General features: G+C 73.9%; 22 protein-coding genes. 12 read left to right on the top strand and 10 right to left on the bottom strand.

Translation table 11 applies throughout. From position 1 onward, the window contains the following. Positions 1-25: 25 nt before the first annotated feature. The 6 genes from NLX85_RS26170 to NLX85_RS26195 all read left to right on the top strand — a co-directional run bounded on the left by NLX85_RS26170 (position 26) and on the right by NLX85_RS26195 (position 8269). Positions 26-1969 (top strand): amylo-alpha-1,6-glucosidase, encoded by a 1944-nt coding sequence (locus NLX85_RS26170; RefSeq protein ID WP_254339396.1) that lies wholly within the window; start codon positions 26-28, stop codon positions 1967-1969. A gap of 130 nt (positions 1970-2099) precedes the next feature. Next, positions 2100-3425 carry a glycosyltransferase family 4 protein gene (locus NLX85_RS26175; protein ID WP_254339398.1) on the top strand — a complete coding sequence of 442 codons (1326 nt, stop codon included), beginning with the start codon at positions 2100-2102 and terminating at the stop codon, positions 3423-3425. Between the two features lie 78 nt (positions 3426-3503). Next, positions 3504-5300 carry a serine/threonine-protein kinase gene (locus NLX85_RS26180; RefSeq protein WP_254339400.1) on the top strand — a complete coding sequence of 599 codons (1797 nt, stop codon included), beginning with the start codon at positions 3504-3506 and terminating at the stop codon, positions 5298-5300. A 199-nt stretch (positions 5301-5499) separates the two neighbouring features. Continuing rightward, positions 5500-6309, top strand: coding sequence for a metal-dependent hydrolase (locus NLX85_RS26185; protein WP_254339401.1), 810 nt, complete (start codon positions 5500-5502; stop codon positions 6307-6309). Further along, positions 6306-7238 carry an amidohydrolase family protein gene (locus NLX85_RS26190; protein ID WP_254339402.1) on the top strand — a complete coding sequence of 311 codons (933 nt, stop codon included), beginning with the start codon at positions 6306-6308 and terminating at the stop codon, positions 7236-7238. Before NLX85_RS26185 ends, NLX85_RS26190 begins: the two co-directional genes overlap by 4 nt. 329 nt (positions 7239-7567) lie before the next feature. Next, positions 7568-8269, top strand: coding sequence for a DUF11 domain-containing protein (locus NLX85_RS26195; protein ID WP_254339403.1), 702 nt, complete (start codon positions 7568-7570; stop codon positions 8267-8269). Between the two features lie 27 nt (positions 8270-8296). Here the strand turns inward: NLX85_RS26195 and NLX85_RS26200 are convergent, their stop codons facing one another. Further along, positions 8297-9526: an MFS transporter gene (locus NLX85_RS26200; protein WP_374628443.1), complete on the bottom strand. Its 1230-nt coding sequence runs from the start codon at positions 9524-9526 to the stop codon at positions 8297-8299. A 78-nt stretch (positions 9527-9604) separates the two neighbouring features. On the opposite strand from NLX85_RS26200, the gene NLX85_RS26205 reads away from it, so the two are divergent. Both NLX85_RS26205 and NLX85_RS26210 read left to right on the top strand, forming a co-directional pair. Beyond that, positions 9605-10483: a LysR family transcriptional regulator gene (locus tag NLX85_RS26205; protein WP_254339405.1), complete on the top strand. Its 879-nt coding sequence runs from the start codon at positions 9605-9607 to the stop codon at positions 10481-10483. Positions 10484-10712: 229 nt separating this feature from the next. Continuing rightward, the gene (locus tag NLX85_RS26210; RefSeq protein ID WP_254339406.1) at positions 10713-11246 is read left to right on the top strand and encodes a DUF1062 domain-containing protein; all 534 of its coding nucleotides are present in this window, start codon (positions 10713-10715) and stop codon (positions 11244-11246) included. A 59-nt stretch (positions 11247-11305) separates the two neighbouring features. Here the strand turns inward: NLX85_RS26210 and NLX85_RS26215 are convergent, their stop codons facing one another. Both NLX85_RS26215 and NLX85_RS26220 read right to left on the bottom strand, forming a co-directional pair. Next, positions 11306-11638 carry a TfoX/Sxy family protein gene (locus NLX85_RS26215; RefSeq protein WP_254339408.1) on the bottom strand — a complete coding sequence of 111 codons (333 nt, stop codon included), beginning with the start codon at positions 11636-11638 and terminating at the stop codon, positions 11306-11308. A gap of 62 nt (positions 11639-11700) precedes the next feature. Beyond that, positions 11701-12477 carry a hypothetical protein gene (locus NLX85_RS26220; RefSeq protein ID WP_254339410.1) on the bottom strand — a complete coding sequence of 259 codons (777 nt, stop codon included), beginning with the start codon at positions 12475-12477 and terminating at the stop codon, positions 11701-11703. 108 nt (positions 12478-12585) lie between these two features. Here NLX85_RS26220 and NLX85_RS26225 point away from each other — a divergent pair, with 108 nt between their 5' ends. Genes NLX85_RS26225 through NLX85_RS26235 form a run of 3 tightly spaced genes read left to right on the top strand, consistent with a single transcriptional unit; the run spans position 12586 to position 15169 of the window. Next, a complete protein-coding gene (locus NLX85_RS26225) occupies positions 12586-13833 on the top strand; it encodes an FtsX-like permease family protein (protein ID WP_254339412.1) in 1248 nt (415 codons plus the stop codon). After that, complete coding sequence (locus tag NLX85_RS26230; RefSeq protein WP_254339413.1) at positions 13830-14540, top strand: ABC transporter ATP-binding protein; 711 nt, start codon at positions 13830-13832, stop codon at positions 14538-14540. The genes NLX85_RS26225 and NLX85_RS26230 overlap by 4 nt, the downstream gene beginning before the upstream one ends. Before the next feature lie 20 nt (positions 14541-14560). After that, positions 14561-15169 carry a TetR/AcrR family transcriptional regulator gene (locus tag NLX85_RS26235; RefSeq protein ID WP_254339415.1) on the top strand — a complete coding sequence of 203 codons (609 nt, stop codon included), beginning with the start codon at positions 14561-14563 and terminating at the stop codon, positions 15167-15169. A 27-nt stretch (positions 15170-15196) separates the two neighbouring features. Here the strand turns inward: NLX85_RS26235 and NLX85_RS26240 are convergent, their stop codons facing one another. The 7 genes from NLX85_RS26240 to NLX85_RS26270 all read right to left on the bottom strand — a co-directional run bounded on the left by NLX85_RS26240 (position 15197) and on the right by NLX85_RS26270 (position 22747). Continuing rightward, on the bottom strand, positions 15197-15790 hold the full coding sequence (locus tag NLX85_RS26240) for an NTP transferase domain-containing protein (protein ID WP_254339417.1): 594 nt from the start codon (positions 15788-15790) through the stop codon (positions 15197-15199). Between the two features lie 143 nt (positions 15791-15933). Next, a complete protein-coding gene (locus tag NLX85_RS26245; protein WP_374628434.1) occupies positions 15934-17607 on the bottom strand; it encodes a bifunctional 3'-5' exonuclease/DNA polymerase in 1674 nt (557 codons plus the stop codon). Between the two features lie 63 nt (positions 17608-17670). Then, positions 17671-18624 carry a carbohydrate ABC transporter permease gene (locus NLX85_RS26250; RefSeq protein WP_254339419.1) on the bottom strand — a complete coding sequence of 318 codons (954 nt, stop codon included), beginning with the start codon at positions 18622-18624 and terminating at the stop codon, positions 17671-17673. 13 nt (positions 18625-18637) lie between these two features. After that, positions 18638-19579, bottom strand: a complete 942-nt coding sequence (locus tag NLX85_RS26255) for a carbohydrate ABC transporter permease (protein WP_254339421.1) — start codon at positions 19577-19579, stop codon at positions 18638-18640. Between the two features lie 22 nt (positions 19580-19601). Next, on the bottom strand, positions 19602-21014 hold the full coding sequence (gene ngcE / locus NLX85_RS26260) for an N-acetylglucosamine/diacetylchitobiose ABC transporter substrate-binding protein (RefSeq protein ID WP_254339423.1): 1413 nt from the start codon (positions 21012-21014) through the stop codon (positions 19602-19604). 24 nt (positions 21015-21038) lie between these two features. Then, positions 21039-21788, bottom strand: coding sequence for an SIS domain-containing protein (locus NLX85_RS26265; protein ID WP_254339424.1), 750 nt, complete (start codon positions 21786-21788; stop codon positions 21039-21041). After that, complete coding sequence (locus tag NLX85_RS26270; RefSeq protein WP_254339426.1) at positions 21785-22747, bottom strand: MurR/RpiR family transcriptional regulator; 963 nt, start codon at positions 22745-22747, stop codon at positions 21785-21787. The genes NLX85_RS26265 and NLX85_RS26270 overlap by 4 nt, the downstream gene beginning before the upstream one ends. A gap of 153 nt (positions 22748-22900) precedes the next feature. Between NLX85_RS26270 and NLX85_RS26275 the strand changes: the two genes are divergently transcribed. Next, complete coding sequence (locus tag NLX85_RS26275; protein WP_254339428.1) at positions 22901-23887, top strand: N-acetylglucosamine kinase; 987 nt, start codon at positions 22901-22903, stop codon at positions 23885-23887. Positions 23888-24171 lie beyond the last annotated feature (284 nt).

Genomic DNA, 24171 nt, shown 5'->3' on the forward strand with positions numbered 1-24171 from the left:
ACACCCCGCCGGTGGTGGAGGAAAGTTGATCGACATTCGGTTCGGTCCGCAGGTCTGCGGGGAGCTGTCCGCCTCGTCGACCCGCGAGTGGCTGGTCACCGACGGGCGGGGCGGCTACGCCATGGGCACGGTCGCCGGGCTGCGCACCCGGCGCTACCACGGCCTGCTCGTGGTGGCCGGGGAGACGCCCGCGGCCCGCAAGGTGGGACTGGTCAGCCTCGACCCGGCGGTGACCCTGCCGTCGGGGCGGCAGGCCCGGCTCGGCGCGCACGAGTGGTCCTCCGGCGTGGTCGACCCGCGCGGCTTCGAGCTGCTGGAGCGCTTCGACCTCACCGAGGGGGTGCCGCGCTGGCGCTGGCGGATCGGCGACGTGGTGATCGAGCGGGAGATCGCCATGGCGTACGGCCGGTCCTGCGTGGCGGTGGTGCACCGGCTGATCTCCGGCGGCCCGGTCCGGCTGGACCTGGCCGCGGCCTGCACGTGGCGGGACGCGCACGGCGAGCGGCGGGCGGACGGCCCGGCACCGCGGCTGGAGCAGGTGGCCGGCGGCGCGGTGGTGGACGGCGCGTTCCGGCTGGCCGGGCCCGACTGGACCCCCGAGGGGCAGTGGTGGCTCGGGGTGCGGCACCGGGAGGAGGCGGCGCGCGGGCTGCACCCCGACGAGGACCTCTGGTACGCGGGCCGGTTCTCCGCCGCCCTCGACGAGCCGGGCGCCGAGGTGTCCGTGCTGGCCTGGGCGGACGACCTGGCCGAGGAGCCGCCGCCGGCGACCGCGCTGGTCGAGGCGGCCCGGCGGCGGCACCGGGCGGTGGTGGCCGCCGCGAAGCCGGACGACGACGTCGACGCGACCCTCGCCCTGGCCGCCGACGCGTTCGTGGTGCGCACCGCCACCGGCCCCGACGTGGTGGCCGGCTACCCGTGGTTCGGGGCGTGGTCGCGGGACACCATGACCTCCTACGAGGGGCTCTTCCTCCGTACCAACCGCGGCGAGGAGGGGCGGGACCTGCTGCGGGCGTACGCGGCCACGCTGTCCGAGGGGATGCTCGCCAACACCGCCGACACCGGGCGGGTGGAGCACAACACCGTCGACGCCACGCTGTGGTTCCTGCACGCGGTGAGCCGGCACGTCGCCGTCACCGGGGACACCGACCTCGGCGCGGAGCTGCTGCCGGCGCTGCACGGCGTGGTGGCGGCGCACGTCGCGGGCACCCGGTACGGCATCCGGGTCGACCCGGCCGACGGCCTGCTCACCCAGGGCGGCCCGCCGGACGTGGCGCTCACCTGGATGGACGCCCGGGTCTACGGGGTTCCGGTCACCCCGCGCACCGGCAAGCCGGTCGAGGTCAACGCGCTCTGGGTCAACGGGCTGGCCGGGCTCGCCGAGCTGACCGAGCTGACCGGCCGGGATGCCACCGAGCTGCGGGACCGGCACGCGCGGGCCGCCGCCGCGTTCCGGGAGCGCTTCCCCACGCCGGCCGGCTGGCTGCACGACGTGGTGGACGCGCCGGCGCCCGCGTACCCGCTCGGCGGGACGCCCCACCACGACGACGATCTGCTCCGCCCCAACCAGCTGCTCGCCTGGTCGCTGCCGTACGCGCCCCTCGAACCCGACGAGGTCACCCTGCGTCAGGTCACCGAGGCGCTGTTCACCCCGCTCGGGCCGCGCAGCCTCGCTCCCGACTCCCCCGGCTTCGTGGGCCGGCACGGGGGCGGCCCGGCCGAGCGGGACTCCGGCTACCACCAGGGCACGGTCTGGCCCTGGCTGATCGGGCCGTTCGTCGACGCGTACCGCCGGGCCGGCCTGCCCACCGCCGACCTGCTGGTGGGCCTCGAAGGGCACCTGACCGAGTACGGCCTGGGCTCGGTGAGCGAGACCGCCGACGGGCTGGCCCCGCACGCCGCCACCGGCTGCCCCTTCCAGGCGTGGTCGGTGGCCGAGCTGCTGCGCGTCCGGCGGTTGCGCCGGTAACGCGTTACAGACCGGCAACCGGGGCGTCTCCGCTGGTTATCGACCGCTGGGCAGGATGGGCTGCGACCCCACGACGCACCCCTCGCGGTGCCGTCGGGCGGTGCGGGAACCACAACTCAGAGGGGGCCGCATGTCCACTGACGCCGAAGTGATCGACATCCAGCCCGCCCGGCACCAGCGGGTGCTGATCCTCTCCTGGGAGTACCCACCCGTGCTCGTCGGTGGCCTCGGCCGCCACGTGCACGCGCTCTCCGTGGCGCTGGCCGCCGCCGGCCACGAGGTCACCGTCGTCACCCGGCACGCCGAGGGCGCGCCGCTGGAGGAGTACGCCGAGGGCGTGCGGATCCTGCGGGCCGCCGAGGACCCGGTCCGGTTCCCGCTCGCCACCGACTCGCTGCTGGCCTGGACCATGGCGTTCAACCACACCCTCACCCGGACCGCGCTGCGGGCCGCCGAGTCCGGCGCGTACGACGTCGTCCACGCCCACGACTGGCTGGTCGCGCACACCGCGGTCACCCTGACCGAGCACCTGGACCTGCCCCTGGTCACCACCATCCACGCCACCGAGGCCGGCCGGCACCAGGGCTGGCTGCCGGCGGAGCTGAACCGCACCATCCACGGCGTCGAGCACTGGCTGAGCAACGCCTCGGCCCGGGTGATCGCCTGCTCCGGCTACATGCGCGACCAGGTGGCGCGGTTGTTCGACGTGCCGGCCGGGCGGATCGACGTGGTGCCCAACGGGGTGGACGACCGGGCCTGGCACGCCCGCCCCCGCGCGGTCTCCGCCGCCCGGGCCCGGTTCGCCGGGGACGGCCCGCTGGTCGGGTACGCGGGCCGGCTGGTGTACGAGAAGGGCGTGCAGCACCTGGTGCACGCCGTGCCGTACCTGCGGGACCGGCACCCCGGGCTGCGGGTGGTGATCGCCGGCGACGGCCCGTACCGCGACGAGCTGGTCGACCAGGCGCGCCGGCTGCGCCTCGCCGACACCGTACGGTTCGCCGGGTTCCTGGACGCCACCCAGCTCCCGGCCGTCCTGGCCGCCACCGACGCGACGGTGGTCCCCAGCCTCTACGAGCCGTTCGGCATGATCGCCCTGGAGGCGGCCGCCGCCGGCGCGCCCCTCGCCGTGGCGGACACGGGCGGCCTGGCCGAGATCGTCGAGCCGGGGGTGACCGGGGTGACCTTCCCGCACGGCGACCCGGACGCCCTGGCCGGCGCGGTCGACCGGCTGCTCGGCGACGAGGTATTCGCCCGCCGGGTGGCCCGCCGCGCCCGCACCATGGTGGCCGAGCGCTACGCCTGGTCCGCCATCGCCGCCCGGACCGCCGGCAGCTACGCCACCGCCCGCCGCGAGCACGGCGCGTTCCAGGCCCGCCGCGCGACGGCGCTGCTGGCCGGTGACCGTTCCGCCATCGCCATCCCGGACGGGAATCTGCTGGCCGGGGCCGCGAGCTGAGCCGCGCCGCCCGCACGGTCGATAGGTGCCGCCCGATCCGTTGGCTATTGTGGACCTCCACCAGCGGTGAGGAGTGCGGTGCAGCAGGTAGTGATCGCCGGCCGGTACCGCCTGCTCGACCTGGTCGGACGCGGCGGGATGGGCCGGGTCTGGCGGGCCTGGGACGAGATGCTGCACCGCGAGGTGGCGGTGAAGCAGGTGGTGCCGCCGGCCTGGCTCGCCCCGCACGAACGCGACGAGCTGCGCGGCCGCACGCTCCGCGAGGCGCGGACCTCCGCCCGGCTCAGCCACCCCAACGTGGTGCGGGTCTACGACGTGGTCCGGGTCGACGGCGACCCGTGGCTGGTCATGGAGTACGTCCCGTCCCGGTCGCTCCAGGAGATCATCGAGACGGATGGTCCGGTGGATCCGCGCCGGGCCGCCGAGATCGGGCTGGCGGTGCTGGCCGCGCTGCGCGCCGCGCACGAGGCCGGTGTGCTGCACCGCGACGTGAAACCCGGCAACGTGCTGCTGGCCCGGGACGGGCGGGTGCTGCTCACCGACTTCGGGCTGGCCGTCTTCGACGGCGGCGACGGGATGATGACCCGCCCCGGCCTGGTCCTCGGCTCCCCGCAGTACGTGGCCCCGGAGCGGGCCGCCGAGGGCGTGTCCAGCGTCGAGGCGGACCTGTGGTCGCTGGGCGCCACCCTGCACGCGGCCGTGGAGGGCCGGTCCCCGTACGCCCGCAGCACCGCGATGGCCACGCTGACCGCGCTGGCCAGCCAGCCGCCGGACCCGGCGCCGCACGCCGGCCCGCTGGCGCCCGTGCTGGCCGGGCTGCTCCGCCGCGACCCGCGGCACCGGCTCGGCCACGACGACGCGGCCCGGCTGCTGGCCGCCGCCACCGCGCCGGCCGTCGACCTGCCGACCCGACCGTCCCCCGCCGCCATCGCGCCGGCCGTCGACGTGCCGGCCCGGCCCGTGGCGTGGCCCGGCCGGCAACAGCACCCGGACCAGCAGCAGGGTGGTGTGGAAGCCGCCGGTGCGCCGTCCCCCGCCGCCGTGCCGGCCGGCGCGGACGGACCAGCCGTCGCGGCCGGCCCGGACGGACCGGCCGGCGCGGACGGACCGGCGCCCGGCACCGCGGGCGGCGGCGGGGGCCCGAGCCGCCGGCGCCGGGCGGCGGCGCGCCGCTGGGGACTCGCGGCGGCCGCCACGGTGCTCGCCGTGGCGGCGGGTGTCGGCACCGCGCTGGCGGTCACCGACGACCACGACGGGCCGCCCGGCGGCGACCCGCGCGCCGACGTGCCGGACGAGCCCTGGGACCACCGTCCCGGCCTGCCCGGTGGCCCGCCGCCCGGTGTACCGCCGCCCCCGTTCCCCTGCGTCCGGCCCGACGCCACGGGCACGCCGGTGCGGGCCGGCTCGGCGCCCGCCGGCGCGGCGCCCGCCCTCCCGGCCGGCTGGCTCTGGTACGCCGACTCCGCCGGCTTCCGGGTCGCGGTGCCGGCCGGTTGGCTGCGGCTGCGTTCCGGCAGCACCACCTGCTTCCAGGACCCGGCCACCCGGCGGATTCTCGGTGTCGAGCCCTACCCGGGCGGCGGGGACCCGGTGGGTCAGCTGCGGGCGGCCGAGCAGGACCTCACCACCGGCGGCCGGCTGCCCGGGTACGAGCGGGTACGGCTGGCCGCCGCCGGGGGCGGCGCGGAGTGGGAGTGCCGCTGGACCGCCCCGTACGGGGAGCGGCTGCACGCGCTGCGGGTGCTGCCCGGCGACGCCGGCGGCTGGACGCTGGGCTGGACCACCTCCGACGCCGACTGGTCCGCCGGAGCGGCGCAGCTGGCGCTGATCCGGGACAGTTTCCGGCCGGGTCACGCCACCCGCGCGGCCGGCTGACACGCCACGTCCCATCCCCGACAGATGCCCCGGCCCGGCGAGGTCGGGACGACATACTTCCTGGTGATCCGGCTGCGCCCGCCGGGCCGGTCCGGCAACCCCTCCCCAGTGGACCGTCCGGGTGATGCCCCGGGGCCCGACGCCTAACTACAGTGACGTAGTTTTTGTCGATCAAGACTTCTGGGGAGGGCGAGCCGAGATGATGGGACCGTCCCACGCGCTGTCCGGCGCGGCGGTGTGGCTGACCGGCTCCTGGGCGCTGGACCAGTTCGCCGACTACCACCAGACGCCGATCGCGCTGGCGGTCGGCACCGCGGTCTGCGCGGGCGGGGCGCTCTTCCCCGACCTCGACCTCTCCGGCAAGGTGACCCGCAACCAGGGCGGCGCCACCGTGGCCCGGACCTTCGGGGTGTTCAGCCTCTTCATCGCCGAGGTGATGGAGAAGATCTCGCTGGGCGTCTACTACGCCACCAAGCTCAGCAAGGATCCGCGCCGCAACAACGGGCACCGGACGCTGACCCACACCATCCCGTTCACCCTGCTGGTCGGCTGGGGCACCACCGCGCTCTGCGCCGCGTACGGCAAGTGGGCGGTGGTCAGCATCCTCTTCTTCATGATCGGCCTGGCGCTGCGCGGGCTCTTCGACGAGTGGGCCGAGCGGGCCGGCTGGGTGGTCGTCACCCTGTTGTCAGCGGCGGCGGCCTGGTTCACCTTCGCCAACCTGCCTGGCGACCGCGGCTATCCGCTCATCGGCACCGCGGTGGGGGTGGGCTGCTTCGTGCACATCCTCGGCGACATGATCACCAAGGCGGGGGTGCCGATCCTCTGGCCCATCCCGATCAAGCGGCGGATGTGGACGATGATCGGGCTGCCCAACGGCATCGCGCTGCGCACCGGGAGCAAGGCCGAGACGATCGTGCTGCGCGCGGCGCTGACCGTGCTCTCCGTGCTCGCGGCGGTGGGGCTGGTCGCGCCCTCGGTGCTCCAGCGGTTCAACATCGAGGTATGACGGACCTGGTCGACGGCGACGAGGGACCGGCGGACCAGTTCCGGCCGCCGGCCGAGGACGCGGCGGTGCCCGGCTTCTGGCGTGAGCTGGGGCTGCCCGGGCTCGCCGACGTGCACACCCATTTCCTGCCGCCCCGCATGCTGCGCAAGGTGTGGGCGTACTTCGACGCGGCCGGGCCGCTTGTCGGCACCGAGTGGCCGATCCGCTACCGGTGGGACGACGAGGCGCGGGTGGCGCACCTGCGGCGGCTCGGCGTGCGGATGTTCACGGCGCTGGCGTACCCGCACCGGCCCGGCATGGCGGAGTCGCTGAACGCGTGGACGCTGGACTTCGCGGCGCGTACCCCGGGATGTCTGCCCTCGGCGACCTTCTTCCCGGAGCCGGCGGCCGCGCGCTACGTGGCGGACGCGCTCACGGCCGGCGCCCGGGTGTTCAAGGTGCACGTCCAGGTGGGCGGCTTCGCGCCCACCGACCCGGCGCTGGACGACGTGTGGGGGCTGCTGGCCGAGGCCGGCGTGCCGGTGGTGGTGCACGCCGGGCACGCGCCGGTCGGCACCGCGCACACCGGACCGGCGTCGTTCGCCGCGCTGCTGGCCCGGCACCCCGAGCTGACCGCCGTCGTCGCGCACCTGGGCGCCCCGGACTACGCGGCCTTCCTCGACCTGGCCGAGCGCTACCGGCACGTGCGGCTGGACACGACGATGGCGTTCACCTCGTTCTTCGACCGGTTCATGCCGTTCCCGGCGGCGGAGCTGCCCCGGCTGCGCGAGCTGGGGCTGGCCGGGAAGGTGCTGCTCGGCAGCGACTTCCCGAACATCCCCTACCCGTACGCCGAGCAGCTCGACGGGCTGGCCCGGCTCGACCTGGGCGACGACTGGCTGCGGGCGGTCTGCTGGGGCGCCGCCGCCGCGCTGTTCGACCTGGCCTGAGCCGGCCGGATGCCAGGTGCCACCGGTACCGACGCCTGGTCACCCACGAATCGTCTTCCGGACGCCTGACCGTTCGAAGCGGGATGGCGTGACGGGCCGGCGCTCCGATATGTTCGCAGCCCGATGGGCACGGGAGCGGTCCGCCCGCCGGTTCAATGGAGGGCAGCGGAATGTACGCAGCTGCGGGTGCCCCGGCCCGTGACGTCCGGAGTGGACGTAGTCGCCCTGCCGTCCTGAGCGGCGTTCTGGGCATCGGCGCGGCGCTGCTCGTCCCGTCCCCGCCGGCCTCGGCTCACCTGACCCGCATGGAAGCCTCCACCCATCTGTCGGTGTCGACCACGAACGCGAAAGGCCGGGTCGGCGACACGGTCAGCATCCGCGTGACCGTCGCCAACCACGGCCCGGCCGTGGAGCCGGAGTGGGCGTTGACGGGTGTGGAGACGCAGCCGGGCACCAGGTTCGTCAGCGGCACGGGGTGCAGTCCCGACCCCGACGGAGGGCAGTACTGTCCCGGTCCGGGACCGTTGGCCGTCGGCGCCTCCCAGACGATCGTGCTGCGCTACAAGATCATCCGCACCGTCCCGCACCCCGAGTGGCAGTCCGCCGGTTTCGGCCTCTACGAGGCGCTGGCCCGCAAGGGCGGCACCGATGACGTGGACCTGAACTTCCAGATCTACATCCTGGGAAGCACGGCCACGCCGGCCACCCGCGCGCCGGCACGCGCCAGCGCGACTCCGACGCGCTCCACCAAGGCCTCGGCACGACCCAGCCGGCCGTCGGCCACGCCACCGTCGTCCCCGCCGTCGGCGAGCGCGAGTCCCTCGGCGGCGTTCGCGGCTCCCGGCACCGAACCCGCCCCGCGGGTCAGCACCGCCACCATGGACACGGCTCGGTCCAGCGGCTTCACCGCCGGCTGGGCCGCGGGAACCTCCGGCATCGCCATCATCGGCGTCGGCGCCCTGATCGCCGCCGCACGGCGCCGCCGCAGGCGAGCCGAGCCGGTCGCGGCGGGCCCGGCTGACGACAACTGACCCTGGCGCCTGCCGCAGGTCCGGCGGTCACCGGGCCGCCGGCCTGGGGACCGGCCGCTCGACCGTCGGCACCGCGACCCGCGCCGGAAGCGGGAGCAGCCAGGGGCCGGCGAGGAGCGCGACGGCGACCTGGGCGGCGCCCGCCACGACAAGCGTCGGCCCCGCGCCGGCCAGGCCGATGACCGCACCGCCGGCGAGCAGGCCGATCGACACGGCGCCGTCGTGCACCAGGCTCTCCGCGGCGAAGGCGGCCCGCCGTTCCGGGCCCTCGGTGCGGGTGGTGATCAGCCGGTTGAGCGCGCCGATTCCGAGTGGCATCGCGAAGCCACCGACCGCGGCCAGGACCGCGATGAGCGGGAGCGACGAGGTGACGGCGGGCAGCGCGGCGAAGGTCGCGCCGAGGAGGATCCAGCCGGTCGCCATGGTGGCCAGCGGCGGCAGCCGGGGTACGAGCACCGGGGCGAGCAGCGCACCGCCGAGCGAGCCGGCGCCGTAGCCGGTCATGCCGGCCGACACGAGCAGCCCGGGCCGGCCCGTCTCGGCGCCGAGGATGGCCAGTCCGAGGGTGAAGGCGAACCAGGTGAGGCCGCCGACGCCGGTCATGGCCAGCGCCCGGCGTACCTCGGGGTGCCGGGCCAGCACGTGCCGGAGCGCGGGGGTGCCGGCGGAGCGTTCGCCGGCCCGGGGCGCGGCGGTGCCGCGTACGGTCAGCAACAGGGCGGCGCCGAGAGCGACGCCGGCCGCCTCCGCCCAGAGCAGCCGGAACGGTCCGCCGACGGTGACCGCCCAGCCGGCCAGCGGGGGCGCCAGGACCATGGTGCTGCGGTGCGCGAAGTCCTGCCAGGCCAGCATCCGGGTGGCGAGACCGGTGGCGACGCCGTCGCAGAGGTCGGCCAGCAGGGCCCGCTGTCCCGGTCCGCCGAGCGTGGTGGCGGCTCCCGTGACGAGCCCGGTGGCGGTGAGGTGGAGCGGGCCGACGGTGCCGACCGCCGCCCCGAGCGGGATGACGAGCAGGCCGAGCACCTGGATGGCGAGCACCCCGGCGAGGGCCCGCCCGGTGGTCAGCCGCTGCCGCAGGCCGCGCGCCCACCAGGCGGAGGTGAGCATGGGCAGCCCGACCGCGCCGCCGACCAGTCCGGTGGTCCAGGCGGACCCGGTCTCGGCGAGCGCGACCAGGGGCAGCGCGACGGCGGTCGTGCGCTGCCCGAGCCAGCTCACGAAGGTGGTGGTCAGCATGGCGGCGAGGTCCCGGCGGATGGTCACGGACCGATCATGTGCGCCGGCCGGGGCGCCGGGTAGCCGGCGGATCGCCACCCTGGCTCATAATCTGTGCCTATGAGCTCAGTGCCCTCGATCGAGGACCTGCGCCTCGTCGAGGCGCTGGTGCGCCACGGCTCCCTCGGCGCGGCCGGCAGGGAACTGCGGATCAGCCAGCCCGCCGCCAGCAACCGGCTGGCGGCGCTGGAGCGGCGGATCGGCGAGCGGCTGTTCGACCGGGACACCACCGGCGCCCGCCCCACCCCCGCCGGCCGGGCGCTGGCCGCCGAGGCGGCCCACGTGCTGGATCACCTGGAGGGCATCTTCGACCGGACCCGCACGGCCGCGCGCGGCCCGGTCCTCAGCGTGGGCACCTTCCCGAGCCTGGCCGCGTGGCTGTTCCCCGCGCTGGCGGAGCTGCTCCGGGACGCCACCCTGCACCAGGTCCTCGACCACGGCGACCGCCTGGTCGAGTGGGTGGGCGAGGGCTCGTTGGACGCCGCGTTCGTCACGATCGCCAACCAGATGCGGCTGCCGGCCACGGTCACCGCGACGCCGGTCGCCGGCGACCAGCTGGCCGTGCTCACCCCGCCGGGGGTACGACTCGGTGGCGGACGCCGACCCTTCGCCGGCCTCGACGTCGTCACGCACACCTACGACGTGTCCGCCGAGGCCCTCCACCGGCGGCTCGCCGAACTCGGCGCCCGCCCGAAGCGGGTGGCCACCGCCGAGACCGCGGTACGCACGGGCCGGCTGCTGCGCTGCCCGGTCGTCCTGCCGCGCGGGCTCGCGCGCGTCTACGCCGGCCCGGACGAGGAGGTCTCGACGGCGCCGGTGCCGGGCCGCTTCACCCTCTTCCTGGTCACCCGGCGGCCGACTCCCCCGGCGCTCGCCGCGATGGTGGGCGAGCTGGCCGACCGGCTCGGTCTCGAGCGGCCGTCCGGCGGCCGACCCTAGGTCCTTTCGGGACTCGACCTCGCGCAAGGCGCCGGAAAACCGGTGGAACGGCGCCGTTGTGCGCCGTTACCGTGCTGCCGGGCCAGATCGTCGAGGCGAAGGACGTGCCGTTGTACACCCTGTGAGACCTCCCGAGCGCTGATTCGTCGCGCGTCGCGCAGTTGCGCCGCGCTTCCCTTTGCTGCGGACTTCTCACTGAAATCGGTGTATTTCTGTGCTCATCAATTGGGTGGTCGCACCCACCTGCCTGCCCCTCGTCATCCGCCGTTGCCACGTGTGCGCGTCCGAGCGCTTCCGGGCGAGCGGCAAGTTCCGCGTCAACGCCAACCACAAGCTCCTCGACGCCTGGCTCCTCGTGCTCTGTACCCGATGCGGGGACACGGCGAAGCTCACGCTCCTGGAGCGCACGAATGTCCGCTCCATACGGCCCGAACTGCTGGACCGGCTGCACCACAACGACCCGGCCCTGACGGCGGAACTGCTCCAGGATCCGGTCGTGCAGCACCGCAATCGCATCGCCCTCGACTGGGACGGCGCCTGGCGCCTGGACACCGGCGGAGGGGATCACCGGGACGCCGAGGTGATCGACGTCGCGGTCCGCTTCGCGGCGCGGATTCCCGTCCGGCCGGTGCGACTGATCGCCGAAGGCTGCGGGCTGTCGCGGGCGGAGGTCGAGAGGCTGGTCGCGGAGGGGAAGGTCGTTTCGGCGGTCCGGCTGACCGGCCGGCTCTCCGGCGACTTCACCTTCACGCTCAAGCGCTGACCCCTCGTCGGGAACGGGGCCTGTCCGGCGGGATCGCCGGGCAGGCCCCGGGCGGCGCCCTACTTCGCCGGCAGGGTCCCGGCGTAGCGGACGCCGCGGTCGACCCACCGGGCCAGATCGGCATCGTTCGCGCAGGCCGCGGGATCCACCGTGATCCAGCCCCGCATGGGCCGCCCCCGCATCACCGTCGCCTGCGCGCCCGGCTCCGCCTCCAGCCGCTCGGACTCCGCCGGGTCGACGCGGACCATGAGGCCGCCGGCGCCGCGGACGACCACCGCCATGTTGCCCTTCACCATCATCGCGAGGCCGCCGAACATGCGCTTCTCGTCGAACCCGGGCTCGCGCCCGACCAGTTCCCGGACCCGGTCCGCGAGGTCCTCGTCATACGCCATACCCGCATCCTGGCACCCCGCTACGACACCGAAGCAGCGGCGACGAGCGGCGGCGCCGACGGTCACGGCCTGGGCAGGTCGGCGCACAGCTTCCTGGGGAACGCCGGTTCCACGGCGTGGACCCGTCCGCAGCCGGCCTCCGTCGAACCGGCGATCGTGGCCCAGCCGCGCTGGCCGGCCCAGCGCAGGAAATAGCGGCGTACGTTGACCGTCGGCTCGCAGCCCGGCCTCGCCTCGGCGCCGCACGGCACCGGATCGAACGGCACCGTCATGACCAGCCAGGTGCCGTCGCAGCCCTCGGGTGAGCCGACGGAGTGCCGGGACACGTCCATGCCCCGCACGGTGACGCTGATCCAGGCCGGGTCACAGTGGTCCGTGGGCATCGGGTCACAGCCGAACGTCGGATCGCAGCGGTGGTACTCCGCGCCGTCGCGCTTCCACGGCTCCTGGTTGAGCACGACGAGGCGGCCGGCGATCGGCCCCGGCGCGGTCAGCCGCACCTCGCCCGGTGTGTGGGTCGGGCAGGCGCCGACCACCCCCGACAGGCGCGAGTCCTGCACCACGTTGGCGTAGATGCGGTTGTTCTCCTCGACGAAGTAGGTGACCCGCGGATTCCGGGAGCAGCCGTCGGCGTCGGCGAGCAGCGCCACGGTCAGCACGAGCGAGCGCGGGTCGTCGCTGAGGCGTACCGCCGTCACGTCGGCCTGGAAGGTGCCCCAGGTGGTGCCCTCGGTGGAGTCGCCCGACGGGGGTCCGTCGCCCGGCGTGGGCACGTGGCCGGGTGCGGCGCAGCTCAGGAGCGCGGCCAGGCACAGCAGGGCGAGGGCGAGTCGACGCATGGCTGCGAGTCTGGCCGCGCCGCCGGCCCGCCGCATCCGTACGGGTACTCAGCCCGCCTCCGAGAGGGTTCGGGTGCCGGCGGGCTCGGTTGTCGTAGCGCCTCGGCGGTGGGCCATGGGCTCCTGCCGCTCAGGGTTTCGAGGGGACCCCGCCCATCCCATGCCGACACCGTGTCGGTATCGTTCCGGACGCAATGTCGGCAAGACTTGTTGCTGGTGGGAGGACCCGTGTTTCTGGCGTTACGCGAGTTGTGGTTCGCACGCTCCCGGTTCGGGATGATGGGCGGGGTGGTTGCCCTCATCGCGGTCCTGATGGTGCTGCTGTCGGGCCTCTCCTCGGGCCTGGTCAACGACGGGGTGTCCGGGTTGAAGAAGCTGCCCGTCGCGGCCTTCGCGTTCGCCGACGGCACGAAGCTGGACGGGGCGTTCTCCCGCAGCGTCGTCGGCGCCGACCAGGTCGATGCCTGGCGCGGGCGTCCCGACGTCGCGGCGGCCGAGCCGTTCGGCAACCTCCTGGTCAACGCGCACAGTGGTTCCGGCGTGCCGATCGACCTGGCGCTGTTCGGGGTGAACCCAGGGTCGTTCCTGGCGCCTCCGGCACGCGTGGGCGCCGCTCTGGGGCCCGCGGACGGCCTGGTCGTGTCGAGCACCGCACTCGATGCCGGGCTGCGGGTCGGGGACACGGTGACGATCGACCGGCTCGGCACCAGGCTCACCGTGATCGGCGCGACAGCCGAGCAGCGGACGTTCGGTCACGTCGACGTCGCGTACATCCCACTGCCGACCTGGCGGCTCATCCACGCCGGCGCACGAGCCGACAACGAGGTCCGACCGGAGGCGCTCAACGAGGCGACCGCGGTCGCGATCAAGGCCAGGAACGGCGCCTCGCTGGACCTCGCGGCCGGCGACGCGGCCGCCGGCACCACGAGCGTCACCCTCGCCGAGTCGTTCGGGGCCTCGCCCGGGTACACCGCGGAGACCTCGACGCTGACGCTCATCCAGGTCTTCCTCTATGCCATCTCGGCGCTGGTCGTCGGTGCGTTCTTCACCGTCTGGACCATCCACCGCAAGCACGAACTCGCGGTTCTGCGGGCGATGGGGGCCTCCCGGTCCTACCTGCTGCGCGACGGTCTGACCCAAGCGTTGATCATCCTCGTCACGGCCAGCGCCGTCGGGGTGCTGGCCGGCCTCGGCGTCGGTGCCCTCGTTGGCGGCGGGGCACCGTTCGCGCTCGAAGCGCCCTCGGTGTTCCTGGCCGGAGTGCTGCTCATCGCCCTCGGCCTGGTCGGCGCGGCAAGCGCCATCATCCGCATCGCCGCCGTCGACCCGCTGGCCGCACTGGGAGGACAACGATGAAGCGCACCGCACCCGCGCAGAACAACACCGCCGAACCGACCACGCGGACGGGGCTCCGCCTGAGTGGGGTCACGCTGCGGCTCGGCGACGGCGACAGCGTCATCACGGCCATGGACGCGGTGGACCTGACCGTCACCCCCGGCGAACTGGTCGCCGTGGTGGGGCCCTCCGGCGCGGGCAAGTCCAGCCTGCTCGCCGTTGCCGGCGGACTCACCACCCCTGACGAGGGCAGCGTGACGGTCGACGGCCACACCATCTCCACGATGAAGCCGGCCGTCCGTGCGGCCTACCGCCGCGACCACATCGGTTTCGTCTTCCAGAGCGGGAACCTCATCCCCGCACTGACCGCGATCGACCAGCTACGTCTCGTGAGTCACATCGGTCGCCGGGCTGGCGCGCGCGACCCTCAGGAGCTGCTTGCCGCGGTCGGCATGGCGGACAAGGCCCACCGCCGGCCGCACCAACTCTCCGGCGGCGAACGCCAACGGGTCGGCATCGCCCGGGCCCTCATGAGCCGCCCGTCGCTGCTGCTGGTGGACGAACCGACAGCGGCACTGGACCGCGCCCGTAGCCATGAGGTGGTCCAGCTCCTCGCCCGCGAGTCCAGACGGGCGGCGGTCGCCACCGTAATGGTCACGCACGACACCGACGTGTTGGAGTACTGCGACAGGGTGCTAGAAATGGTCGACGGAAGGCTGTCCGACTGAGGGGTCGAGAGGAGGCACGGTTGCCGCGCATCTCGGCGCCGACAGTGGCCGAGCACCGCGCCGCCCAACGCCGGGCGTTGCTCGACGCGGCCCGCGCGATCCTGGCCGAGGACTCCGGGCAGGCCCCGTCCCTGGCCGCCGTCGCGAGCAGGGCCGGGCTTGCCCGATCGTCGATCTACGAGTATTTCCGATCACGCCAGGATCTCCTCGATGCCGTCGTCGCGGACGTGTTTCCCCGGTGGTCGGCGCGCGTTTCCGACGCGATGACGGCGGCGGGCACACCCGGGGACCGGGTGCTGGCCTACGTCGACGCCAACCTGCGACTCGTCGCGGACGGCGAACACGCAGTCGCCAGGGCGCTCGCCGCCGTCGCGCAGGGTCAGCACCTGGAGGCCAGCAGCCGGACGATGCACGAGCAGCTCGCGATCCCGCTCATCGAGGCATTGACCGCGTTGGGACTGCCCGATCCCGCGACGACCGCGGAACTGATCAACTCGATCGTCTACGCGGCGTCCCGCCTGATCGAGTCCGGTGGGGAACCGGAGGCGATCCGTGACCGGGCCGGCGAACTGCTGGCGCCCTTTCTGCTCGGTGCGCGGCACCGTCCGGGTCGACGCAACCGAGCCTGAGAGGGCGTTGGTGTCACAAACGCTCTCTCAGACCCCGACGCGCTGCTCCGGGATGTTCAGGCCGTAGAGGGCCATGAGTTCCGGGCTGTCGATCCGGCTGCCGTCGGCCACCGAGTCGCAGGCGATGTCGACGATCTGGTCCTTGTGCGCCAGCAGGTAGGGCCGGGCGCCCACGTCGGCGCTGGCCAGGGTGGCGATGCCGGACCAGTGCCGGCGGCCGAAGAGCATCGGGTAGCCGCGCAGCCCGTCGTAGGTGGCGCAGACCAGCACGTCCGGGTACGGCAGGGCGGCGACCCGGCGGACCGCCACGGCGGTGAGCCCGGGCATGTCCACCGGCACCACGACCACGGCCTCGATGGTCTCGTCGGTCAGCGCGGCCAGCCCGGCCCGGATCGAGGAGCCGACCCCGGTCCCCCAGGCCCGGTTGACCACGACGGTCGCCGCGCTCAGGTCGGTCGTCTGCCGCACCTGGTCCGCGGCCGCGCCCAGCACGACCACGACCTCGACACAGCCCGCCTCGGCCATCGTGTCGATCATCTGGCTCACCAGGGGCTTCTCGCCCTGGCGCAGCAGCGCCTCGGGTCCACCGATCCGGCGGCCCCCACCAGCAGCGATGATCATTCCTGCGATCCGGTTCAGCGGTGCCCCCTCGACCTGGGGGACAGACCGGAGGCAGCAGCGCCCGGTCCGTCCCGTCGTACGCACACCGGGCCCAACGAGCACGCCGGGGGGCGGGTAGCGGGGCAAAACGGAAAATTGCCCGGCTATGCCGCGTCGGCGTAGCAGTCCACCACCGACAGGTCGAGCGGGAAGCGGACCGGCGTCTCGCCGAACAGCAGCCGGGTGGCACGCGCCCCGGCCTCGGTGACCGCCGCGGCCACCGACTCGGCCGCCTCGGCCGGGCAGTGCACGATCACCTCGTCGTGCTGGAAGAAGACCAGCTCGGCCCCGCTGCCGGCCAGCTCGGTGCGGAGCGTGGCCAGCAGCGTGGAGGCCCACTCGGCGGCGGTGGCCTGGATGACGAAGTTGCGGGTGAACCGCCCCCGCGACCGGGCCGCCCGGGCGCGCGGGCTCTGCGGATCCGCCCCGGCGTCCACCACCGCCTCGTCGCCGTCGCCGAAACCGACCGACCCTGGCGGGCAGGTACGCCCCAGCCACGACCGCACCAGCCCGCCCGCCTCGCCGGTGCGGGCGGCCGCCTCGACGTGGCCGAACGCGGTCGGGTAGTTCTTCCTGAGCACCGCCAGGGCGGGCACCGCGGCGCCACCGGTCTGCCCGTACATGGCGCCCAGCAGGGCCACCTTGGCCCGGGCCCGGTCACCGGCGAAGGCGTCCCGGGCCAGCGCCGCGTAGAGGTCACCGGCGCCACCGGCGGCGGCCAGCCGGTCGTCGCCGGAGACCGCGGCGAGCACCCGTGGTTCGAGCTGGCCCGCGTCGGCCACCACGAAGGTCCAGCCCGGGTCGGCCACCACGGCCCGCCGGATCACCTTCGGGATCTGCAACGCCCCGCCGCCCCGGGTGGCCCACCGGCCGGAGACCACGCCGCCCGGCACGTACTCGGGGTGGAAGCGGCCGCCGGAGACCCAGGCGTCCCGCCAGGCCCAGCCGTGCGCGGTCCAGATCCGGTAGAGCTCCTTGTATTCCAGGACCAGCGGCACCGCCGGATGTTCCACCCCGCGCAGCACCCAGGCCCGGGTGTTCGGCAGCTCCACGCCCGCGCGGGCGAACGCCTTGAGCAGCTCGGCCGGGGAGTCGGCGTGCAGCTGGCGGACGCCGAACGCCTCGGCGATCCGGGCCGCCAGCTCGGCCAGCCGCCGGGGCGGCCCGCCGACCGGGGACGCCTCGCCGAGCAGGTCGGCCAGGACGGCGTCGTGCACGTCGGCGCGCCAGGGCAGCCCGGCCGCGCCCATCTCGGCGGCGATCAGCGCGCCCGCCGACTCGGCGGCCACCAGCAGCCGGAACCGGCCGGGGTGTTCCGTCCGCGCGATCCGGGCGAGCTGGTCCGCGTACACCCGGGTCAACGCCGCGATGCCCGGACCGGGCGGGCCGGACGGCGCGTCGAAGAGCGCGTCCTGGCCGTGGCCGGGCGGCTCCGGCGGGCGCGGCGCCGGGTCCGGCGGGACCGGCGCCCCGGTGAGCCGGGCCCAGGCCGCGGCGAGCGAGCGCGGCTCGCCCCAGCGGCCGGCGTGGCCGAGCAGCAGCGCCTCGGTCAGCTCGACGTCGTGGCACCGGTCGAGCCGGACGCCGGCGCGCAGCAGCGCCGGGTAGAGGGTCGCGCCGGTGGCCCAGACCCAGCGGGGCCGGTCGGCGGCCTCCCGGGCGGCCACCGCGGCGGCCAGGTCGACCACCGGCTCGGCCCGACCGGCCGGGCGGCCGGCCGGGTCGAGGGGTTGCAGCACTCCCCCGCCCCGCTCGTCGGACTCCACGGCCACCAGCACGGACGCGATTCTGCCCGGCCCCTCCGACAGATGCCGGAGGGACCGGGCAGCGGGTAGCGCGGGTTACTTGCCGACGCCGGCCGTGAGGCCGGACTGCACCTGGCGCTGGAAGACGACGTACACGATCAGCACCGGCAGCATCGCCATGGTGACCCCGGCGAAGAGGCCGGACCAGTCGGACTTGTAGCCCTGGTTGACCGACAGCTCGATCAGACCCTGGGCGATCACCTGGTTCTTCGGCTCACCGGCGACCGGCTGCATGAGCAGGGTCGGCAGGTACCACTGGTTCCACTGGCCGAGCACGTTGAAGATGCCGATGCTGATCAGGCCGGGCTTGGCCATCGGCAACATGACGCTGAAGAAGGCCCGGGTGTGCGAGGCGCCGTCGACCATCGCCGCCTCGGCGATCGAGTTCGGCAGCGTCCGGAAGAACGAGTGCATGAAGAAGACGGTGAACGACAGCGACCACGCCACGTAGACCAGGATCAGCGTGAGGTGCTTGTTCGGGCCGAGCAGCGGGAACACCACGTTCATGTTGTAGACGCCCTTGAACAGCGGCACCGCGGCGAGATAGACCGGCAGGGTCAGCCCGGACAGGAACATCCAGTAGATCAGCCGGTTGCCCCGGAACTCGTAGCGCGCCAGCGCGTACGCCGCCATCGAACCCAGCAGCATCGTCAGGGTCACGCTGAAGACGAGCACGAGCAGCGTGTCCAGGAAGAAGCTGTCGATCCCGGCCGTCCAGGCCCGGGCGAAGTTGTCCCACTGCAGCGACTTGGGGATCAGCGACAGCGGCTCGCGGATGACCTCCGAGTCGGTCTTGAGCGCGGACATCACCACCCAGAGCAGCGGGTAGATCACCATGATCGCCCAGACCGCGAGGAACAGGTGCGAGAAGCCGTTGAAGATCCGGCCGCCGATGCCGCCGCCGGCGGCTTCCGCCCGTCGGCCGGTCGGCCGGCCCGGCGGCGCCACGTCGGGTCGCTTCTGGCCGGAGGTGTGGGTCACCGTGCTCATCGTCCAGGCCTCCTCAGAACTCGATCCGGTCACGGCGGGTGATCCTCAGCTGGACGGCGGCCAGCAGGATGGTGAAGATGGCCAGCGCCACGGCGATCGCGCAGGCATAGCCGAACTGGCCCTTCTGGAACGCGTTGAACTGGATCACCGAGGCGAAGATCTCGCTGGCGTGGTTCGGGCCGCCCTGGCTGGGCGTCATGACGAAGACCAGGGCGTACATGTCCAGGGCGATGAAGCCCAGGTAGACCCAGGCCACCGAGATGGTGTCCCGGAGCAGCGGCAGGGTGACCCGGAAGAACGTGTCGAACCGGCCCGCCCCGTCGAGGATCGCCGCCTCGTAGATGTCCTTCGGGATCGACTGCATGGCCGCGGAGAACAGCACCATGTAGAAGCCGGCGCCGCTCCACACCGCGATGAGCAGCAGCCACCAGAGCACCGCGGGGATCCCGAGGAACGGCTCCGGGTCGGCGGTGAAGGCGATCGGGTTGTCCGCGTCGACCAGCCCGATCTTGATGAGCAGGCCGTTGATCAGGCCCTGCTGGTCGGTCCGGTAGATCTGCTGCCACATCACGGCGATGACGACAAGCGACAGCACCTGCGGGAAGAAGAAGATGACCTTGTAGAGGGCGGAGCCGAAGACTCCGCGGATGCCGGCCCTGTCCTCGCGTCCGCCCACGTTGAGCAGGAACGCGAGGAACAGGGCCAGCGCGATGGTGAACAGCGGCACGGTGACCAGGAAGAAGACGTTGTGCCAGAACGCCTTCCGGATCAGCTCGTCGGAGAGCAGCCGGACGTAGTTGTCCAGCCCGACGAAGCGCTGGGAATCCGAGTACCCGCCCCAGTCGGTCAGCGAGTATCCCGCTGCCTGCGCGAACGGCCACACCACGTAGAACAGGTACAGCGCGACGGGCAGGGCCAGGAAGCCCGTGACGAAACGCGCGACTCCGTGCCGCATTGGACTCACTCTCTCCGTCGGATCAGGCGGTGCGGGTCTGCTTCTTGATCGACGAGTCCTTGGCGACCTTGTCGGCGGCCGCCCGCATCTTGTCGACGAACTGCTGCGCGGTGAGCCGGCCGGCCATGAGCTCCTCGGAGAGGTTCTGGCTCTCCTTGTCCAGGTCGGCGTAGAAGTCCTGGAACTTGACCGAGATGAGCTCGCTGCCGCCGTTCTTCATCAGGGTGTTGGCGCTGGCGAGCGCGGTGTCCTGCACGTTGTCGCCGGAGCCCTTGGTGGAGGCCAGCGACTTGGTCAGCTCGGCGAACTTGGCCGAACCCGCCTTCGACAGCATCGCCCGCAGGAACTCCTTCGCGGCCTCCTTGTTGGGGGCCTTGCTCGGCACGACGAAGCCCTCGCCGGACGCGGCGAACACGTCCTTCGGCGCCTTGTCGTCGGCGTTGTGCCAGTAGTCGGACAGGGTCAGCTCGAAGCCCGGCGGGATGGTGGCCGACATCTCGTTCTTCAGCCACGTGCCGACCTGGATGAACGCCGCCTTGCCGTCGAGCCAGGCCTGCTGCGACTGGGTGTGGTCGAGCTTGCCCGGCAGGAGCAGCTTGTCCTTGACCAGCTTCTCCCACGGCGCCAGCGCCTTGAGCACGCCGTCGGCCTTCCAGGCGTTCTCCTTCAGGTTGTCGATGTCGACGACGACCTGCTTGCCGGCGGTCTTCCAGATGCTCGCCATGAGCGCCCAGCGCGGGTAGTAGCCGTGCACGGCGTCGTGCACGTACGGCGCCATGCCCTTGGCCTTGATCTTCGGGGCCAGCGCGAAGAACTCGTCCCAGGTGGTCGGCGCCTGCCAACCCTCCTTCTTGAACAGCGCCGCGTTGTACCAGTTGCCCCACACCGTGTACGCGACGTTCACGACGTAGAACTTGCCGTTCTGGGTGCCGTCGCCGACCGTGCCCGGCAGCAGGGAGTCGGCGACGGTGCCCTCGCTGTCCCACGCGGGCGCGGTGAGCAGGTCGTCGAGCGGCTCGATGGCGCCCTCGTTGATCAGCGTGCTGCGGTCCATCATGTCGGCGCCCGAGTTCATCACCAGGTCACTCGGCTGCGTCGCCATCTTCGGCTGCTCTTCGGTCTTGATCTTCTGCGTCGACGACATGTTGACCGTGACGTTCGGGTGCTTGGCGCTGAAGACGACCTTGTCTTCCTTGGCCCACTGGTCGCCCAGGCCGCCGTTGAAGATGACCACCTTGACGGCGCTGCCGTCCTTCACACCGAACGGGTTGTCCTTGCTCTTGGCCCCGCCGCCGTTGTCGGACTTCTCCGGCTCACTGCCGGCGCAGGCGCTGAGCAGGCCCATCGCCGGGGTGGCGAGGAGGCCCGCCGCGGCGGCCCGGCGGAGCAGGGTCCGGCGGCTGAGGTCGCCGAGGTTCTCGGGGGTAACCGACATCTTTGTCTCTCCTTGTGGGTCGGGTCAGGCGGTCCGCCGGAGGCGCCCGGCGTACCGCGACTCGAGGGCGAGGTTGTGCGCGTCCCCACCGGGGACGTTGGCGGAGAGGTAGATAGGGGGTACCTCCCCGGCCTGGTGGAACCGTCGTACGACCTCGGCGGTCAGCAGCTGCGCCAGGAGCGCCGCGGTGACCGACGAGACCGCACAGACCGCGCCGCCGCCCTCGAGCGGCAGCAGTGCGTCGCCGTACGGCGCGCCGTTGTCCAGCACGACGTCGGCGAGGTCGGCGAGCCGGTGGCCGGACGGGTGCCGCGGGGCGACCCGTGCGGTGTGCTCGACCGAGGTGACCGCGATCAAGGGGTGGCCCTGCTCCCGGACCAGCGTCGCCAGCTCGACCACCGAGCCGTTGATGCCGGACTGGGAGGCGACCACGAACACGTCCTCCGGCTGCGGCGCCGCCAGGGCGTAGAGCTGGTGCGCCACAGCCGGGTCGCGTTCCAGCTTGGGGTCGGCGAGCACGTCGCGGGGCGCGTCGCCGTGCAGCACGAGGTCGTGCAGGGAGAGTCGGTTCGTCGGGACCAGGCCGCCGGCCCGGGCCACCAGCTCGGCGGCGAACGCCTCGGAGTGGCCGGCGCCGAACGCCTGGAGCACGCCGCCGGCGCGCAGCCCGCCGGCGATCACGTCGGCCGCCCGGTCGACCGCCTCCGCCTGGGTGTCGACCAGCCGGTCGAGCACCGGGCGGACGGCGTCCGCGTACCGCTGGGCACTGATCATGGGGTGGCCCCCTTCTCGGCCTTGTGCCCGTCGACGGCCTGGGCGGTACGCCGGAAGGCCGCGTGGGCGCGGTCGTGGGTGCGCTGCGCCACCGCGATGTAGAGCAGGTCGAGCACGACGAGCTGGGGGTGCCGCGCGGAGAGCGCGTCGGGCCGGAACGTGGTGGCCTGGCTGGCCGTGACCAGCACGATGTCGGCCAGCTCGGCCAGCGGCGAGCGGGGGAACCCGGTCAGCGCGACAGTGGTGGCGCCGCGGCTGCCCGCCTCGGCCAGCATCTCGATGGTCTCCCGGGTCTGCCCGGTGTGCGAGATGCCGAGCGCGACGTCGCCGACGCCGAGCAGCGCGGCGCTGGCCAGCCCCTCGTGCACGTCGCTCCAGGCCCAGGCGGCCACCCCGATGCGGTGCAGGCTGAACTGCATCTCCTCGCCGACCAGGGCGCTGCCGCTGGCGCCGAAGATGTTCACCCGGCTGGCCCCGGCGATGGCCACCGCGGCCCGCTCCACCTCGCCGAGGTCGAGCAGCGCGGCGGTGTCGTGCATGGCCCGGGTGTCGGCGGCCATGATCTGGTCGAGCACCCGGGACAGCGGGTCGCTGGGCTGGATCTCCCGGCCGATGTCGACCGTCCAGCCGGCCGAGCGCGCCCGGCCGGTCTCCGCGGCGATGCCGAGGCGCAGGTCGGCGTAGCCCTCGAAGCCCATGGCCCGGCAGAACCGGGTGATGGTCGCCGGTGAGGTGCCGCTACGCTCGGCCAGCTCGACGATGGTGGCCCGGGCCGCCGCCTCCGGGTCGCTGAGCACGTGCTCGGCGACCCGGCGCAACGCCCCCGTCAGCTCCCCCGCCCCGGCCCGGACCCTGGCCAGCACCCCGTCGGAGGAGACGGTCACCGCACCCCGCCGGTCGACCGCGTCGGCGTCGACCACCGCGGTCCCCGCGGGGGTGTCCACCTCGTGATCAACCATGGGACGCCTTTCGGAAAAGAGTGTTAACTGTTAGTGGTAAAAGTTCTTACTGAAGGGCCCTCCGTGTCAAGGCCGTGGGCGAAGTTTTCAAACTGTTACCTGGCGCACAGCCCGGATCTTGCGCCCGGAAGCGCGGCCGACCAGCATGAAGGGATGTCGGACACCGTCGTGGTCGGCCTCGACGTCGGGGGTACGTCCACCCGCGCCGCCGCCCTCAGCCTCGACGGGGCACGCCTCGGCGCCGGCCGTGCCGGCGGGGGCAACCCGACCAGCCACGGCGCCGAGCGGGCCGCCGCCGAACTCCTCGCCGCGCTGCGCGCCGCCCTCGCCGACATCGACCCGACCCGGGTCCGCGCCGGGGTCATCGGGCTGGCCGGGGCCGGCCGACTCCTGGCCGACCCGCAGGGCCGCGCCGCCTTCGACCACGCCTGGGCCGACGCGGGCCTGCGCTGCCCGTACGCGGTGCACGGCGACGCCCTGGTCGCCTACGCCTCGGGCACGTCCGCCCCGGACGGCACCGTGCTCATCGCCGGCACCGGCGCGATCGCCGCCCAGGTCCGCGACCTGCGCCTCGACCGCACCGCCGACGGTCACGGCTGGCTGCTCGGCGACGCCGGCTCCGGGTTCTGGCTCGGCCGCGAGGCGGTCCGCCGGCTGCTCACCGACCTGGACCGGGCCGACCCGCCCGGCGACCTGGCCCGCCGGGTGCTCGCCGACCTCACCGGCGCCACCGAGGTGGCCGCCCGCCCCCGCGCGACCGCCGAGGCCGTCGTGCAGGCGGTGACCCGCCGACCGCCGGTGGAACTGGCCCGGCTCGCGCCGCTGGTGGTGGCGGCGGCCCACGACGGCGAGCCGACCGGCGTGGCCCTGGTCGCGGAGGCGGCCGCGCTGCTGGCCGACAGCGTCTCCCGGATCCGGCCGCACGACGCGACCGACCCGGTGGTGCTCGGCGGCGGCCTGCTCACCGGGGACACCCCCCTCGCGACCGCCGTCCGCGCCGAACTGGCCCGCCGGTGGCCGGACGCCCCGCTGCGCAGCGCCGGCGACGGGGCCGCCGCGGCCGCCTGGCTCGCCGCCCGCGACCTGCCCGAGGTCACCGACCCGACGGCACTGCACGCCCTGCTGGTCCCCGCGACCTGACGGGCCGGCGGTGGGCGCCGCGCCCGGCCACCCAGCCCCGTTGATCAAGAAGTTTGCGTCATCCTCGCGCCCGATCCCGACCAAAACTTCTTGATCAACGCGAGGGGACTAGTCCTCGGCCGGCGCGGGGGCTGGCCTCTGATCAGAAACGGTCAGCGCGACGGCCTGCCGCACGTCGGGGCGGCGGCATCCGAAACCCCAGAGCGGGCCGGTCGCCGCGGCAGCCCTGGGCGTGGGCGTCGGCGTGGCCATCGGCATCGCCTGGTACGGCCGGCACCGCCGCA

This window comes from Micromonospora sp. A3M-1-15 (genome assembly GCF_024213425.1).
Classification (GTDB): Bacteria; Actinomycetota; Actinomycetes; order Mycobacteriales; family Micromonosporaceae; genus Micromonospora; species Micromonospora chersina.

Coding starts and splice junctions, on each gene's coding strand:
- NLX85_RS26175 (WP_254339398.1), top strand. CDS start 2,100: ATGTCCACTGACGCCGAAGTGATCGACATCCAGCCCGCCCGGCACCAG.
- NLX85_RS26185 (WP_254339401.1), top strand. CDS start 5,500: ATGATGGGACCGTCCCACGCGCTGTCCGGCGCGGCGGTGTGGCTGACC.
- NLX85_RS26190 (WP_254339402.1), top strand. CDS start 6,306: ATGACGGACCTGGTCGACGGCGACGAGGGACCGGCGGACCAGTTCCGG.
- NLX85_RS26205 (WP_254339405.1), top strand. CDS start 9,605: ATGAGCTCAGTGCCCTCGATCGAGGACCTGCGCCTCGTCGAGGCGCTG.
- NLX85_RS26215 (WP_254339408.1), bottom strand. CDS start 11,638: ATGGCGTATGACGAGGACCTCGCGGACCGGGTCCGGGAACTGGTCGGG.
- NLX85_RS26220 (WP_254339410.1), bottom strand. CDS start 12,477: ATGCGTCGACTCGCCCTCGCCCTGCTGTGCCTGGCCGCGCTCCTGAGC.
- NLX85_RS26230 (WP_254339413.1), top strand. CDS start 13,830: ATGAAGCGCACCGCACCCGCGCAGAACAACACCGCCGAACCGACCACG.
- NLX85_RS26240 (WP_254339417.1), bottom strand. CDS start 15,790: ATGATCATCGCTGCTGGTGGGGGCCGCCGGATCGGTGGACCCGAGGCG.
- NLX85_RS26250 (WP_254339419.1), bottom strand. CDS start 18,624: ATGAGCACGGTGACCCACACCTCCGGCCAGAAGCGACCCGACGTGGCG.
- NLX85_RS26255 (WP_254339421.1), bottom strand. CDS start 19,579: ATGCGGCACGGAGTCGCGCGTTTCGTCACGGGCTTCCTGGCCCTGCCC.
- ngcE (WP_254339423.1), bottom strand. CDS start 21,014: ATGTCGGTTACCCCCGAGAACCTCGGCGACCTCAGCCGCCGGACCCTG.
- NLX85_RS26265 (WP_254339424.1), bottom strand. CDS start 21,788: ATGATCAGTGCCCAGCGGTACGCGGACGCCGTCCGCCCGGTGCTCGAC.
- NLX85_RS26270 (WP_254339426.1), bottom strand. CDS start 22,747: ATGGTTGATCACGAGGTGGACACCCCCGCGGGGACCGCGGTGGTCGAC.
- NLX85_RS26275 (WP_254339428.1), top strand. CDS start 22,901: ATGTCGGACACCGTCGTGGTCGGCCTCGACGTCGGGGGTACGTCCACC.